Genomic DNA, 14,879 nt, shown 5'->3' with positions numbered 1-14,879 from the left:
TCATGAAAAATCCACAACACCTTAAATAAATAGATTAAAACCTGGAGGTCATTATGGCTGGTTATACGCCGATGATACAACAATATTTAACAATTAAGGCAGATTATCAAGATGCCTTTTTATTTTTTCGCCTAGGCGACTTTTATGAAATGTTTTTTGACGATGCTGTCAAAGCATCACAAGAATTAGAGATTACCCTTACGAGCCGTGAGGGCGGTTCGGAAGACCGAATCCCGATGTGTGGAGTTCCGTACCATTCCGCACCAAACTATATTGAGCAATTGATTTCAAAAGGCTATAAAGTGGCCATTTGCGAGCAAATGGAAGACCCAAGACAAACAAAGGGCATGGTAAAACGGGAAGTTGTTCAATTAATCACCCCTGGTACCGTAATGGATGGAAAAGGGTTAACAGACAAAGAGAACAACTATCTCGCTTCCATCACAGCTTTTGACGACCGAACCTTTGGATTTGCCTATAACGATATTTCAACTGGGGAGAGCCGGGTCACGCTCCTATCCAATAATTTTGATGAAGTTCTCAACGAGTTGGCTGTCTTAAGTGCCAAAGAAGTCGTTGTTGCCAGTAATTTTGATGGGGAACTGCAAAAGAAGATGCGTGAACGCGATGTACTGGCAATTTCGATAGAGGATAATAGTTCAATAGAAATGAACTTTGCCCACCTGCTAGAAGACCTTAATCAGGAAAAACTGAAACAAACCGCCGCAAGACTGTTTCACTACTTATTCCGGTCACAGAAAAGAAGCTTAGACCATCTTCAACCGGTAACAACTTATCAAATTCAGCAATATATGAAAATTGATTACTATTCAAAACGAAATTTAGAATTGACCGAGACAATCCGCTCCAAAGGGAAGAGAGGCTCCCTATTATGGCTGCTTGATGAAACAAAGACTGCCATGGGAGGACGGATGCTAAAACACTGGATTGACAGACCATTGATTCAGCAAACTGAAATTGAGCAGCGTCATAATCTCGTTGATGTTCTAATCCAGCATTATTTTGAGCGCCAAGAGCTCCGTGAGAACTTAAAAGAAGTCTACGATTTAGAGAGATTAGCAGGACGAGTTGCTTTTGGAAATGTCAATGCCCGTGATTTGGTTCAGTTAAAGCGCTCCTTAATGCAAGTACCCTTTTTAAAACAAATCCTTTTTGGTATGCAAAATGAGCAAATGAATGAAATTGCTGAAAAGCTTGACCCTTGTGAAGAAGTGACCGATCTGCTTGAACAGGCAATTGTCGACAATCCTCCGCTTTCCCTAAAAGAAGGAAATATCATTCGCGATGGTTACAATGATCAGCTTGACCAATATCGAGATGCCAGCCGGAACGGAAAAAGCTGGATTGCCCAGCTTGAGCGGGAAGAACGGGAGAAAACGGGAATTAAATCCTTAAAGGTGGGCTATAATCGCGTGTTTGGTTATTATATCGAGGTAACCCGTGCAAACCTTCACCTATTAACCGAGGGTCAATATGAACGGAAACAGACCTTAACGAATGCAGAACGCTTTATTACACCTGAATTGAAAGAAAAAGAAGCATTAATTTTACAAGCGGAAGAAAAATGCGGGGAACTGGAGTATGATTTATTCACTGGAATCCGTGAAATAGTGAAAGAACAAATCCCTCGGTTGCAGGCGTTGGCCAAAGCGGTCAGTGAACTTGACGTCTTACAATGTTTCGCCCAAGTTAGTGAAGAACGCCGTTATGTAAAGCCGCAATTTTCAAACGAACGCCGGGTAGTCATTAAGGACGGACGTCATCCGGTCGTTGAAAAAGTATTGAACACACAGGAATATGTGCCAAACGACTGCTTTATGGATAGCGAAAGGGAAGTTCTTCTCATTACAGGACCAAACATGTCTGGTAAAAGTACGTACATGCGCCAAATCGCTTTGATTGCTATTCTAGGACAAATTGGCTGCTATGTTCCGGCCTCAGAAGCGGTTTTACCGGTATTTGACCAAGTGTTTACACGAATTGGTGCAGCAGACGATTTGATTTCTGGTCAAAGTACTTTTATGGTTGAAATGCTTGAGGCCAAAAACGCGATTGCGAACGCCACTCAAAATAGTTTAATTTTATTTGATGAAATCGGACGGGGAACCTCGACTTATGACGGGATGGCCCTTGCGCAGGCAATTATTGAGTACATTCATGAGCGGATTGGAGCGAAAACTTTATTCTCCACTCACTATCATGAGTTGACCGTGTTAGATGAAGAGCTTTCTAAGTTAAAAAATATCCACGTTAGTGCGATTGAACATAACGGCAAGGTGGTCTTCCTTCATAAAATTAAGGAAGGTCCAGCTGATAAAAGTTACGGAATACATGTAGCACAGCTAGCTGAACTTCCGGCTGAATTAATTAGACGGGCGAGTGAGATTTTAGCAGAATTGGAACAGACAGATGCCGAGCCGGCGCGAGTAAAAGTAGTTGTGGAACCGCAAGTACTAGAGGAAAAGGTAGAAAAACCGGTGGAGCATCCAGCACAGTTATCCTTTTTCGATGAGCCGGCAGCACCGAAAAAAGCAGAGCCTACTACGAAAGAAAAACGAGTCTTAGAGAAAATAAAAGAAATAGATTTATTAGATGTTACACCACTTCAAGCGATTAACCTGCTGTATGAGCTCCAGAAAAAGTTAAAGTAAGGGGGCTTTATTGATGGGAAAGATTATCCAATTAGATGAAATATTATCCAATAAGATTGCAGCCGGTGAGGTAGTTGAGCGCCCGGCCTCTGTCGTGAAAGAACTCGTTGAAAATGCAATTGATGCCGGCAGTACCGTGATTGAAATTGAAATTGAGGAAGCCGGACTGGCAAAAATCCGCATTACCGATAATGGTTATGGTATTGAAGAGGAAGACGTATTAATCGCCTTCCAACGTCATGCCACCAGTAAAATTAAAAATGAAAATGACTTATTCCGGATTCGCACGCTGGGATTCCGTGGTGAGGCCTTGCCTAGTATCGCCTCGGTTTCCAGACTTGAAATGAAGACCTCTACTGGAGAAGGTGCTGGAAACAGAGTATTGATTGAAGGCGGAAAAGTCGAAGTGTTTGAAAAAGCATCGGCTAGACGCGGCACCGATATCACAATTACTGATTTATTTTTCAACACACCTGCCCGTTTAAAATATATGAAAACCATTCATACAGAGCTCGGGAACATTACCGATGTAGTGAACCGGCTGGCACTTTCACATCCGGAGGTTGCTTTTCGGTTAATCCACAATGAGCGGAAGTTGCTGCAAACAACCGGAAATGGTGACGTCCGCCAAGTGTTGGCCGCGATTTATGGCTTGGCTATTGCCAAACAACTGGTACCAGTATCTGGTAAATCCCTAGATTATACGCTTAGCGGTTTTGCGTCGATGCCGGAAGTAACAAGGGCTTCACGAAACTATATCTCAACGATGATTAACGGCCGTTTTATTAAGAACTATGCTTTGGCTAAAGCCATTCAGGAAGGTTACCATACTTTGCTGCCAATTGGACGCTTTCCAATTGTTCTTCTTAATATTGAGATGGACCCGCTCTTGGTGGATGTCAATGTGCATCCATCAAAAATGGAGGTTCGCATTAGTAAGGAAGCCGAGCTGTATGAGCTAGTGACTAATATGATCAAAGATACATTTAAATCTAAGATCTTGATACCATCAGCGTATAACCCTGTAAAAAAAGAAGATGTGAAATCGGAGCAGACTGCGTTAGCTCTTGACGAGGGGACACCAGTCATTAGTAAACCTATGGAAATACCATGGGAACGACCTGTTTTAACACAAACAATTCAGGAAACGCCAGCCATTCCGGGTCCTCGTTTTGACCACATCCCTGTTAAACATGAGGTAAATTATCCTGAAACGATGGATGAACAGGATAAGGGAACGTTTGATGAAGAGTATATCGATGACACGGAACCAATCGTTGAACACGTGCCAAGTATTTCTCACTCACAACCTGTGCAGAGTGATGAAGTCATAAGCAGGATTCCCCGTCTTTACCCAATTGGTCAAATGCATGGAACTTATATTTTTGCTCAAAATGAAAATGGCTTATATATTATTGATCAGCATGCTGCACAAGAACGATTGAAATATGAATACTTCCGGGAAAAAGTAGGACAGGTCCAGTCGGAGCTGCAGGAAATGCTTGTGCCGATTACGCTGGAGTATTCAACAGACGAATATGTGAAAATTACAGAGAATCTTAGTGAACTAGAAAAAGTAGGCGTGTTCCTTGAGGAGTTTGGATTGAATAGTTTTATTGTTCGCTCGCATCCGCAGTGGTTTCCTAAAGGAGAAGAGAAGCAGATCATCGAGGACATGATAGAACAAGTATTATTGATGAAAAAAGTAGATATTAAGAAGCTTCGAGAAGAGGCGGCGATTATGATGAGCTGTAAGGCCTCGATTAAAGCCAACCGTCATTTGCGTAACGATGAAATCCAAGCACTTCTTGATGATTTGCGAAAAGCATCAGACCCGTTTACCTGTCCGCATGGCAGACCGATTATTGTTCACTATTCAATTTATGAGATGGAGAAGATGTTTAAACGGGTGATGTAGTATTCTATTGTGACCGTGAGATCTGTAAAAGAGGTGGAACGGTCAATTAAAAAGAATTGTGCCCGTAGAATCTGAAAAAGAGAGCAGACGGTCATAATAAAAAAGAATGGTGCTGCTAGAAAAAAAAGAAAGTAACCGGTCACAAAAAAACAACTATTAAATTAACAAAAGGCTGCAGGAAAAAAATCCTGCAGCCTTTTAAAATACCCTATTTCACACCAACATGAATCTTATTAATAAACTGCAATGCCTGTCCAGTCCCTACAGCGACAGATTCTAATGGACTTGTTGCCAGCTGGACCGGAACAAAAATTTCCTCACTCAGCCATGCTTCCATTCCATTTAACAACGAGCCGCCGCCTGTCAGAATCACGCCTCTATCCACAATATCACCGCTCAATTCGGCTGGGCAATCCTCGAGTGTTGCACGAATAGCCTCCATAATATGTAACAATGATTCTCTAATAGCATTCCGAATTTCATAAGATGAAAGTTTAACAGTTTTTGGTAACCCAGTTACGAGATCCCGGCCGCGCACATCCATAAACTTTTCTTCATGATCAATCAGAGCATAACCAATTTCCATTTTAATATTCTCAGCCGTTCTCTCCCCAATTAATACATTGTACACCTTGCGGACATGTTGAATAATATCGTCATCCAACCGATCGCCGCCTATTTTAATAGAATGGCAGGCGACTACCCCGCCAAAGGAAATAATCGCCACTTCCGTATTACCGCCGCCGATATCAACCACCACATTGGCAACTGGCTCATCAACAGGCATACCTGCCCCAATTGCCGCAGCAACAGGTTCTTCAATTAGTGATATTTTTTTTGCACCAGCATTTCGGACGGCATCCTGGATCGCTCTTCGCTCTACACTAGTTGAACCAGATGGGATGCAAACCACCACATTCGGCTTACGAATCGCGAAACCTAATTTTTTAGAAGCCTTCTTCATCACGTGTTTAAGCATTTCAGTAGTGACATCAAAATCGGCGATAACCCCATCTTTTAATGGACGGATGGCGATAATTTTTTCCGGTGTCTTACCTATCATCTCTTTCGCTTCGGTCCCAACCGCAACAACATTTTTTGTATCTGTATCAATCACCACAACCGATGGCTCGTTAAGTACAATTCCTTTACTTTTGCTATATACCAATATATTAGCGGTTCCTAAATCAATCCCAATATCAAAATTAGAAAGCATTTTTATTCACCTATTCCTAAATTTTTAAATACATTAAAAGCTACGTTTAAGCCTAACATGAATGTGGGGGTAAAAAGCTTTTTGTAAATGAACCGTTATCGTTTTGTAACTTTATAAATTTTTTTGTCATATTTTGAAGTAATGTGTTATAAAAATTTCATTTAACTAAAACGCATAAGAAACAAATTTTTTGTATATACTTGTTTGATGTTCTACTGCTTTTCAAAATTGTGTTACCATGAAGGGGTGGAAGCAGAACAAACAGCGTCCATCACTGAAAAAAAGCATAAGGCAGTGAGAAAATAGTGGATTCCAAACAAAAAGTATTAGTTATCATTGGTCCTACCGCAGTGGGAAAAACAAATCTTAGCATCGAAATGGCCAAACGATATAACGGTGAAATTATCAGCGGGGATTCCATGCAGATTTATCGAGGAATGGATATTGGGACTGCAAAAATCACGAAAGAAGAAATGCAAGGTATCCCACACCATTTAATTGATATTAAAGAGCCGGAGGAAAATTTTTCAGTTGCAGAATTTCAAATCTTGGTTCGTGCAAAAATAAATGAAATTGCCAAAAGGGGAAAGCTTCCTATCATTGTTGGCGGGACAGGGTTGTATATTCAGTCCGTCATTTATGACTATCAATTTTCCGATGTACCTGGTGACGAAGCTTTTCGGCTTGAGCTAGAGGAAAAAGTAAAGCAAATAGGAAATGACGCTTTGTACAAAGAACTTCAAACGGTTGACCCAGATAGTGCAGCGCAAATCCATCCGAATAATGTAAGAAGGGTGATCCGTGCACTTGAGATATACCATTTGACAGGTAAAACGATGCAGGATTATCAGAGGAAACAACAGCCTGATCTGATGTATGAAACAGCCCTTGTCGGATTAACGATGGACCGGGAAAAGCTGTACGAGCGTATTAATTTAAGAGTGGATATAATGGTTAAGCAAGGGCTGTTAGATGAGGTAAAATCGTTATACAACCAAGGCTTACGTGATTGTCAGTCAATTCAAGCTATCGGTTATAAAGAGATTTATGACTATTTAAATGAAAAAGTGACCTGGGATGATGCCGTTGAGCAGCTAAAACAAAACTCTAGAAGGTATGCAAAAAGGCAATTAACTTGGTTTCGGAACAAAATGGATGTAAAATGGTTTGATATGACATATGTGAACGATTTAGCAAAAAAAATAGCGGAAATTTCACAATATGTTGAAGGAAAGCTTCAAGTAAAATCGAATACATATTAGTAGAGATAAAAGAGGAGGATATACTAATGAAAACAACAATTAATATTCAAGACCAATTTTTGAACCAGTGCCGTAAAGACAACACCCATGTAACGGTGTTCCTTCTAAATGGTTTTCAATTAAGAGGCCAAATTAAGGGCTTTGATAATTTCACCGTATTATTTGAATCAGAAGGTAAACAACAATTGGTATTTAAGCATGCGATTTCCACTTTTGCACCGCAGCGTAATGTTCAGCTTGAATTGGATAACCAATAAAATAGGATCAAAATGGAGCCCGTTATCTGGGCTCTTTTTTTTATTTTCTATAAATAAAAGAAATCTTCTTTAATGAATTCCACGGATTGTGAATACACATAGAGGGAAGGATTATGCCTAACCTAAAACACTTCTGAGTAGCTTTAATCTTGCTACCTTATGTATACTGTCTGCAGATTGAGAGGTGATAGCTTTGGACCAACCATATCGAACGAAAAGTAACGGCCAAATAAGGGTGGTACTCAACTCGCATGAAAGGCCGACAATAAGAAAAGAAGTACCCGATTTTCAAGTTGTTCCAAAGGTCATTCCCCCAGAGCACACTGCACTAAAAGAAATTGAAGAAGAGCTCGGGGCATTGGTTGGTATGGAAGAAATGAAGCGTATGATTAAAGAAATTTATGCTTGGATTTATGTTAACAAGAAGCGTGAGGAAATGGGGCTGAAGGCAAGAAAACAAGCCCTCCATATGATGTTTAAAGGGAACCCTGGAACAGGGAAAACCACTGTTGCTAGGTTAATTGGCAAGCTGTTTCAAAAGATGAATGTACTCTCAAAAGGCCATTTAATTGAGGCGGAACGGGCGGACCTCGTTGGCGAGTATATTGGTCATACCGCCCAAAAAACGAGAGATTTAGTAAAGAAGGCTCAAGGAGGAATTCTATTTATCGATGAAGCCTATTCCTTAGGTCGTGGCGGCGAAAAGGATTTTGGCAAGGAAGCCATCGATACGCTTGTCAAACATATGGAGGATAAGCAGCATGAGTTTATTTTAATTCTTGCTGGATATTCAAGGGAAATGGATCATTTTTTAACCCTAAATCCCGGTCTGCATTCTCGGTTTCCCTTGGTTGTTGATTTTCCGGATTATAATATCGATCAGTTGATGGATATTGCAGGAAGGATGTTAAAAGAAAGAGAGTATACGTTAAGCCATGAAGCTGAAAAGAAATTAAAAGACCATTTAATTTGGGTAAAGGCTGTTTTAAATCCTAATACTTTTTCAAACGGCAGATACGTACGTAACGTCATTGAAAAATCAGTCAGGGCACAGGCAATGAGGTTGTTAATGCTGAATAGTTATGACAAGCATGAATTAATGACACTCAGGAGCAATGATTTAATATTTGAAGAGGATTAAAAGAACAAAAGCGCAAGCGCCTTGAACAGCCCCGACAAGCATAAGCCACTCAGGGAAAGAAGGCGTTCTATGCCTTCTTTCCCTGAGTGGCTGTAGACCATCGAGGGGCTAGGCGCTGGAGCTGGACGTCGACAGTCCTTTTATTAACAGTTATCCACAAGCGAAAATTTTATTAATTCCTAAACGACGTAAAAATCGGCGGGATCATCACCCGCCGATTTGTTTATGATTTTGGATCTTTTGGGAAACTCTAAGACTTCGAGAAGGCAGCTTCCAATCAAAAGTATAAGACAGTACACGTAAGCCAGTAACTAAAACAAATAGGGTATATAATTGCCAAGATTCAGTGGCAATCTCAAGACCAATCATAAAACCCGCCAGAATTGCCCAAACAGCATAAATTTCCGATCTTAACACAATCGGTTTTCTACCGGCAAGCAGGTCGCGGATAATCCCCCCGCCAATCCCTGTTAATACGGCTGCAACAATGACAGCACTGAGGGGATGCTTCATATTCTCGGCATAGATGGCACCCTGAATCGCAAAGGCGGACAGGCCGATCGCATCAAAAAAGTTCCCCCATTTTTGCCAATGTCGCAATAAGTTAGTAGGAAATAAAAACACCGCTGTAATTGACAACAAGGCAATTTGAAAAAATAAACCCTGTTCCCATAAGGCCGAGACGGGTACGCCAATGAGCAGGTTTCGGATTGCTCCGCCGCCAAACGCTGTAACGATTCCTAAAATATAAACCCCTAAAATATCATATTCCTCTTCCATCGCCACAATCGCACCGCTGACTGCAAAGGCAATGGTACCAATCATACTTAATACTTCCCATGTCATGTTGATTTCCCCTTTGTGTAACTTAAACACAATGATAGTAGTAATAATCCTGTTCAATAACAAACAATAAAATTTTATCATGGTGCAAGAAAATTACAACTACTTTTTAATTCCAAAACAGTATGGGAATATTAGTGATTACAAAGTTTTTTTGTTATGATGAGAGTGAAGTACAGTTACGGAAGGAAGGATGCCTGTGGAACAAAAGGAAACGAAGGAAAAGGTCATTCTCGTTGGTTGTCAAACAAATGGTGACGAGGATCAGCGTTTTGACTATTCGATGGAAGAGTTAGGAGCTTTAACCGAAACCGCCCAAGGGGAAGTCCTTGCTTCCTTGGTCCAAAAACGGGACCGTGTACATCCGGCCACCTATATAGGTAAAGGCAAAGTGGAAGAGCTAAAAAGCCTCGTTGAGGAGCTTGAAGCAGACATTGTCATCTTTAATGACGAACTTTCTCCAAGTCAAAAAAGAAATCTGGGCTCAGAAATCGATGTTCGAATTATTGATCGAACTCAACTCATTTTAGATATATTTGCGCAAAGGGCGCGCTCAAAAGAAGGAAAGCTGCAGGTTGAACTGGCACAGCTGCAATACATACTTCCCCGTTTGGCTGGACAAGGTACAGCACTTTCAAGACTTGGTGCAGGGATTGGAACAAGAGGACCAGGGGAAACAAAACTAGAATCAGATCGAAGACATATCCGGCGCAGAATTGATGATATTAAGAGTCAGCTTTCCGTTATTGTTCAGCACCGTGACAGATATCGTGAACGAAGAAAGAAAAATAAAACCTTTCAAGTCGCCATTGTCGGTTATACAAATGCAGGAAAGTCGACCCTTTTTAATCGTTTATCAGAGGCGGAGTCTTATGAAGAGAATCAATTGTTTGCCACACTTGATCCTATGACGCGCAAATTGATTTTACCAAGTGGTTTCTTAGCCTTAATTACGGATACGGTTGGATTTATTCAAGACCTGCCAACAACTCTGATAGCTGCATTTCGCTCTACGCTTGAGGAGGTAAAGGAAGCAGACTTGCTTCTTCATGTGGTCGATATGTCAAATCCGGACTATTACCAGCATGAAAAAACGGTGAAAAAGTTGCTTGATGATCTAGAAGTAAAAGATATCCCGCAAATAACCGTGTATAATAAAAGGGATATTCAACATCCGGATTTTGTTCCAACAGCAGATACAACCACGATCTTCATTAGTGCTTTTGATGAAAATGATCGCCATGCCTTGAAGGGGAAAATGGAAAAAATCGTAATGGACATGATGGAGTCTTACGAAGTTCGAATTCCTTCGACTGAGGGGAAGCTGCTTTCACAATTGAAAAATGAGACCATCTTAAGAGAACTTGTTTTTGATGAGGAAGATCAATTATATCGGTGTAAAGGCTATTCACTCGCTGATCATCAAATCACCGGACAATTACAGAAATTCACAGTATAGATAGGAGTTACATCATGTTTCAACAGCTGCAAAATGGGGACAAGCTTTACTCCGTGGTGCGAAAAGTAGAGCAGCAAATTGCTGAAGTCCATAAAGAAATTGACGAAAGAATTGAGAGCAATCAATTTCGCGTATTGAAAAGCTTTCAAAAACACCGTGTCAGTGATTCACACTTTATCCCATCGACCGGTTATGGCTATGATGATATTGGCAGAGATACATTGGAATTAGTGTATGCAGATGTCTTTGGCGGAGAAGCGGGGCTTGTTCGTCCACAGATCATTTCCGGTACACATGCCATCTCAATAGCCTTATTCGGTGTACTCAGACCAGGGGATGAACTGCTTTATATAACGGGGAAACCTTATGATACGCTAGAAGAAATTGTCGGGATTCGCGGCAATGGGGTAGGCTCGCTAAAGGAATTTGGAATTTCTTACGATAGCGTGGCCTTAACTGATGAAGGGGCAATCAATTGGGATGAGGTTGCCTCAAAAATAACACCAAATACAAAAATGATTGGGATCCAGCGATCCAAAGGGTATGCAACTAGACCATCATTCACTGTAGGGGAAATCGGTCAAATGATTTCTTTTGTAAAAGAAATAAAACCAGATCTTGTTGTATTTGTAGATAATTGCTACGGTGAATTCGTGGAAGAACAAGAACCTTGCCATGTTGGAGCAGATTTAATGGCGGGCTCCTTAATTAAAAATCCTGGCGGTGGACTTGCGAAAACAGGCGGTTACATCGTTGGAGTAAAACAATGGGTCGAGGCTTGCTCTTACCGTATGACTTCCCCGGGGATTGGGGCAGAGGCAGGTGCTTCCCTCTATAGTCTTCAAGAAATGTATCAAGGTTTCTTTCTCGCTCCGCATGTTGTTGGTCAGGCATTAAAGGGAGCTGTGTTTACTGCTGCTATGCTAGAACATTTGGGTATGAATTCTTCACCGAAATGGAATGCCAAAAGGACGGATCTCATTCAGTCTGTTCAATTCGATGATAGAGATAAAATGGTTTCTTTTTGTCAGGCAATTCAATTTGCTTCGCCTATTAATTCCTATGTTACACCGCATCCAAGTTATATGCCTGGATATGAAGATGAAGTCATCATGGCAGCAGGAACGTTTATTCAAGGTGCTAGTATCGAATTAACCGCAGACGGTCCGCTTCGACCACCATATGTGGTATATGTCCAGGGTGGTTTAACATATGCTCACGTTAAAATGGCCATTTGTTTAGCAATTGACCATTTAATTGAAAAAGGATTAATTCGTCTTGAGTAGGACAAAGTAAATAATAGTAAAAAACTAATTGAATAAAAATCCCTTTAAAAATCGTGTAAGTAAATCTAACACAACATTGACATCTTTTCTTACACGAAATATAATAGCAATATGATTTACTATTAAGGGGAGGAGAAATTTGGTGAGTGGAAAAGAAATTCGTCGTTCCATGCCATTGTTTCCTATCGGGACCGTCATGCAGTTAACCGAGTTAACCGCAAGGCAAATCCGCTATTATGAAGAACACCAATTGATTTCTCCAGCAAGAACCGAGGGAAACAGACGTCTATTCAGCCTAAATAATATTGATAGACTATTAGAAATCAAAGACTTAATTGACCAAGGTGTGAACATGGCTGGAATCAAGCAATTGTTCATGGTCAAGGAGCAACAGGAATCAGCTAATATAATAGAGAAACAAACTGAAAAAACAAAACAGGATCTAACAGATGAACAACTAAGAAAGCTTCTCCGCAATGAATTAATGCATTCAGGCAGAAACAATCGATTTACATTACGCCAAGGCGATATGTCTCGATTTTTCCATTAAAGGTAATCATTCTTTTTATAATAGGGGGAATTAAAATGGCAAAGTATTCAAGAGAAGACATCCAACGGATGGCGAAAGAGGAAAACGTAAAATTTATTCGTCTTCAATTCACTGACATTCTTGGAACAATTAAAAATGTTGAGATTCCTATTAGCCAGTTGGAAAAAGCATTAGATAACAAAATGATGTTCGATGGTTCTTCCATTGAAGGATTTGTGCGTATCGAAGAATCTGATATGCTACTATACCCAGACCTTAACACATGGGTAATTTTCCCTTGGACTGCTGAAAAAGGAAAAGTAGCTCGTTTGATCTGTGATATCTATACTCCAGAAGGAAAACCTTTTGAAGGTGACCCACGTAATAACTTAAGAAGAGTGTTAAAGGAAATGGAAGAACTAGGATTCACTAACTTCAACCTTGGACCTGAGCCAGAATTCTTCTTATTTAAATTAGACCAAAAAGGTGAACCATCTTTAGAACTTAACGACCAAGGCGGTTATTTTGACTTAGCACCAACAGACTTAGGTGAAAACTGCCGTCGTGATATCGTTCTTGAGCTAGAAGAAATGGGCTTTGAAATCGAAGCTTCTCACCACGAAGTTGCTCCAGGACAACACGAAATCGATTTTAAATATGCCGATGCATTAACAGCATGCGACCAAATCCAAACTTTCAAGCTTGTTGTAAAAACAATTGCTCGTAAACACGGATTACACGCAACGTTCATGCCAAAACCATTATTCGGTGTAAATGGATCTGGTATGCACATGAACCTTTCATTATTCAAAAATGGCGAAAATGCATTCTTCGAGCCAACTGGTAATCTAGAAATGAGTGATACAGCTCGTCAATTCATTGCTGGTATCCTAAAGCATGCTCCTGCCTTTACAGCGGTAACGAACCCAACTGTAAACTCTTATAAGCGTTTAGTACCTGGCTATGAAGCACCTTGTTATGTAGCTTGGTCTGCTAGAAACCGTTCACCACTAATTCGTATTCCTGCTTCTCGCGGGTTAAGCACACGTGTAGAAGTGCGAAGTGTGGACCCAGCAGCAAATCCATATCTTGCAATGGCTGTTCTATTAAAAGCTGGTTTAGACGGTATTAAAAATAAATTAACTCCTCCAGCTCCAGTAGATCGTAACATCTATGTTATGAGCAAAGAAGAAAGAATCGAAGAAGGTATCATTGATCTTCCGGCAACTCTTGCACAAGCATTAGATCAATTAAGCCAAGATGAAGTAATTGTTGCTGGTTTAGGCGAGCACATCTTCGAACACTTTGTTGAAGCGAAAGAAATCGAGTGGGATATGTTTAGAACTGTCGTTCACCAATGGGAACGCGATCAGTACATGAGCACTTATTAAGAGATTGAAGAAGCCTTGGCGCTCTATGCGTCAAGGCTTTTTGGTGTTTAAGAAGAACAATTCATGGTTGAGCAAGTTCCTGGGTGATGAGGACAAAATGCGGTTAGGCAAGAAGGAAAGTATCCTTCATCGGGAGGATGAGGGACAAAAGGCTATTGAGTAAGAAGGAAGTGTCTTTCATCACACAAGTACGGATGCGGGTAAAATTGGCCACAAAAAAGAGAGCTGGATCAGCTCTCTCGATTAATGAATATGGCGATAAACTCCAATAACTTTCCCTAAAATCGATACATTTCGTAAAATGATAGGATCCATGGCAGAGTTTTCCGGCTGCAGGCGGATGTAGTCTTTCTCCTTAAAGAATCTCTTACAAGTTGCTTCATCATCCTCCGTCATGGCAACAACAATATCCCCATTATTCGCAGTCTGCTGCTGCTTCACAATCACGTAGTCTCCGTCAAGTATTCCCGCCTCTATCATACTTTCACCCATGATTTCTAGCATAAATACCTGCTCGTCTGAAGGAGCCAAGCTTTCAGGAAGTGGGAAATACTCTTCAACGTTCTCAATTGCTGTGATTGGCAATCCAGCCGTTACTTTCCCAACCACTGGAACGTTTACAACTTTATTTCTAGGAATCTGTGCAGCTTCATCCGCATCTAGTATTTCAATAGCTCTTGGTTTGGTAGGGTCTCTCCTAATTAGACCTTTACTCTCTAATCGTGCTAGGTGACCGTGAACAGTAGAACTTGATGCAAGTCCAACCGCTTCACCAATTTCCCTGACGGAAGGAGGATATCCCTTACTTCTAACTTCATGTTTTATAAATTCGAGGATATCCTGCTGCCGCTTTGATATCTTTACCATGATAAAATGCACCTCGCCTGGTTAATGTTGTCTTTATT

Annotated in this window: 12 protein-coding genes; 9 read left to right on the top strand and 3 right to left on the bottom strand. The window is 40.8% G+C overall.

What is annotated here, in order from left to right; all coding sequences use genetic code 11:
• Positions 1–53: 53 nt before the first annotated feature.
• Both mutS and mutL read left to right on the top strand, forming a co-directional pair.
• Positions 54–2,672 (top strand): DNA mismatch repair protein MutS, encoded by a 2,619-nt coding sequence (mutS, locus tag M3226_RS09240; RefSeq protein ID WP_251564626.1) that lies wholly within the window; start codon positions 54–56, stop codon positions 2,670–2,672.
• Between the two features lie 13 nt (positions 2,673–2,685).
• The gene (mutL, locus tag M3226_RS09235; protein ID WP_251564624.1) at positions 2,686–4,590 is read left to right on the top strand and encodes a DNA mismatch repair endonuclease MutL; all 1,905 of its coding nucleotides are present in this window, start codon (positions 2,686–2,688) and stop codon (positions 4,588–4,590) included.
• A 208-nt stretch (positions 4,591–4,798) separates the two neighbouring features.
• Here mutL and mreBH read toward each other — a convergent pair whose 3' ends face one another.
• On the bottom strand, positions 4,799–5,806 hold the full coding sequence (gene mreBH, locus M3226_RS09230) for a rod-share determining protein MreBH (protein WP_251564623.1): 1,008 nt from the start codon (positions 5,804–5,806) through the stop codon (positions 4,799–4,801).
• A 305-nt stretch (positions 5,807–6,111) separates the two neighbouring features.
• Between mreBH and miaA the strand changes: the two genes are divergently transcribed.
• The 3 genes from miaA (at position 6,112) to spoVK (ending at position 8,466) form a co-directional block, all read left to right on the top strand.
• A complete protein-coding gene (miaA, locus tag M3226_RS09225) occupies positions 6,112–7,068 on the top strand; it encodes a tRNA (adenosine(37)-N6)-dimethylallyltransferase MiaA (RefSeq protein WP_251564621.1) in 957 nt (318 codons plus the stop codon).
• Between the two features lie 26 nt (positions 7,069–7,094).
• Positions 7,095–7,325, top strand: coding sequence for an RNA chaperone Hfq (gene hfq / locus M3226_RS09220; RefSeq protein WP_007083878.1), 231 nt, complete (start codon positions 7,095–7,097; stop codon positions 7,323–7,325).
• A gap of 193 nt (positions 7,326–7,518) precedes the next feature.
• Positions 7,519–8,466: a stage V sporulation protein K gene (gene spoVK, locus M3226_RS09215; RefSeq protein WP_251564620.1), complete on the top strand. Its 948-nt coding sequence runs from the start codon at positions 7,519–7,521 to the stop codon at positions 8,464–8,466.
• Positions 8,467–8,673: 207 nt separating this feature from the next.
• On the opposite strand, the gene M3226_RS09210 is transcribed toward spoVK, so the two are convergent.
• Positions 8,674–9,312 carry a trimeric intracellular cation channel family protein gene (locus M3226_RS09210; protein WP_251564618.1) on the bottom strand — a complete coding sequence of 213 codons (639 nt, stop codon included), beginning with the start codon at positions 9,310–9,312 and terminating at the stop codon, positions 8,674–8,676.
• A 190-nt stretch (positions 9,313–9,502) separates the two neighbouring features.
• On the opposite strand from M3226_RS09210, the gene hflX reads away from it, so the two are divergent.
• The 4 genes from hflX (at position 9,503) to glnA (ending at position 13,974) form a co-directional block, all read left to right on the top strand.
• A complete protein-coding gene (hflX, locus tag M3226_RS09205; protein ID WP_285857786.1) occupies positions 9,503–10,768 on the top strand; it encodes a GTPase HflX in 1,266 nt (421 codons plus the stop codon).
• A gap of 14 nt (positions 10,769–10,782) precedes the next feature.
• The gene (locus tag M3226_RS09200) at positions 10,783–12,054 is read left to right on the top strand and encodes a methionine gamma-lyase family protein (RefSeq protein ID WP_251564614.1); all 1,272 of its coding nucleotides are present in this window, start codon (positions 10,783–10,785) and stop codon (positions 12,052–12,054) included.
• A gap of 142 nt (positions 12,055–12,196) precedes the next feature.
• A complete protein-coding gene (locus tag M3226_RS09195; RefSeq protein ID WP_308211937.1) occupies positions 12,197–12,604 on the top strand; it encodes a MerR family transcriptional regulator in 408 nt (135 codons plus the stop codon).
• 35 nt (positions 12,605–12,639) lie between these two features.
• Positions 12,640–13,974: a type I glutamate--ammonia ligase gene (glnA, locus tag M3226_RS09190; protein ID WP_251564612.1), complete on the top strand. Its 1,335-nt coding sequence runs from the start codon at positions 12,640–12,642 to the stop codon at positions 13,972–13,974.
• Positions 13,975–14,217: 243 nt separating this feature from the next.
• On the opposite strand, the gene lexA is transcribed toward glnA, so the two are convergent.
• Positions 14,218–14,841 (bottom strand): transcriptional repressor LexA, encoded by a 624-nt coding sequence (lexA, locus tag M3226_RS09185; protein ID WP_251564610.1) that lies wholly within the window; start codon positions 14,839–14,841, stop codon positions 14,218–14,220.
• Positions 14,842–14,879: the final 38 nt, after the last annotated feature.

It is taken from the genome of Neobacillus cucumis, from assembly GCF_023715505.1.
The sequence above is the reverse complement of the archived record's forward strand: the minus strand, read 5'-3'. Positions and strand labels throughout refer to the sequence as shown.

Coding starts and splice junctions, on each gene's coding strand:
- mutS (WP_251564626.1), top strand. CDS start 54: ATGGCTGGTTATACGCCGATGATACAACAATATTTAACAATTAAGGCA.
- mutL (WP_251564624.1), top strand. CDS start 2,686: ATGGGAAAGATTATCCAATTAGATGAAATATTATCCAATAAGATTGCA.
- mreBH (WP_251564623.1), bottom strand. CDS start 5,806: ATGCTTTCTAATTTTGATATTGGGATTGATTTAGGAACCGCTAATATA.
- hfq (WP_007083878.1), top strand. CDS start 7,095: ATGAAAACAACAATTAATATTCAAGACCAATTTTTGAACCAGTGCCGT.
- M3226_RS09210 (WP_251564618.1), bottom strand. CDS start 9,312: ATGACATGGGAAGTATTAAGTATGATTGGTACCATTGCCTTTGCAGTC.
- hflX (WP_285857786.1), top strand. CDS start 9,503: ATGCCTGTGGAACAAAAGGAAACGAAGGAAAAGGTCATTCTCGTTGGT.
- M3226_RS09200 (WP_251564614.1), top strand. CDS start 10,783: ATGTTTCAACAGCTGCAAAATGGGGACAAGCTTTACTCCGTGGTGCGA.
- glnA (WP_251564612.1), top strand. CDS start 12,640: ATGGCAAAGTATTCAAGAGAAGACATCCAACGGATGGCGAAAGAGGAA.
- lexA (WP_251564610.1), bottom strand. CDS start 14,841: ATGGTAAAGATATCAAAGCGGCAGCAGGATATCCTCGAATTTATAAAA.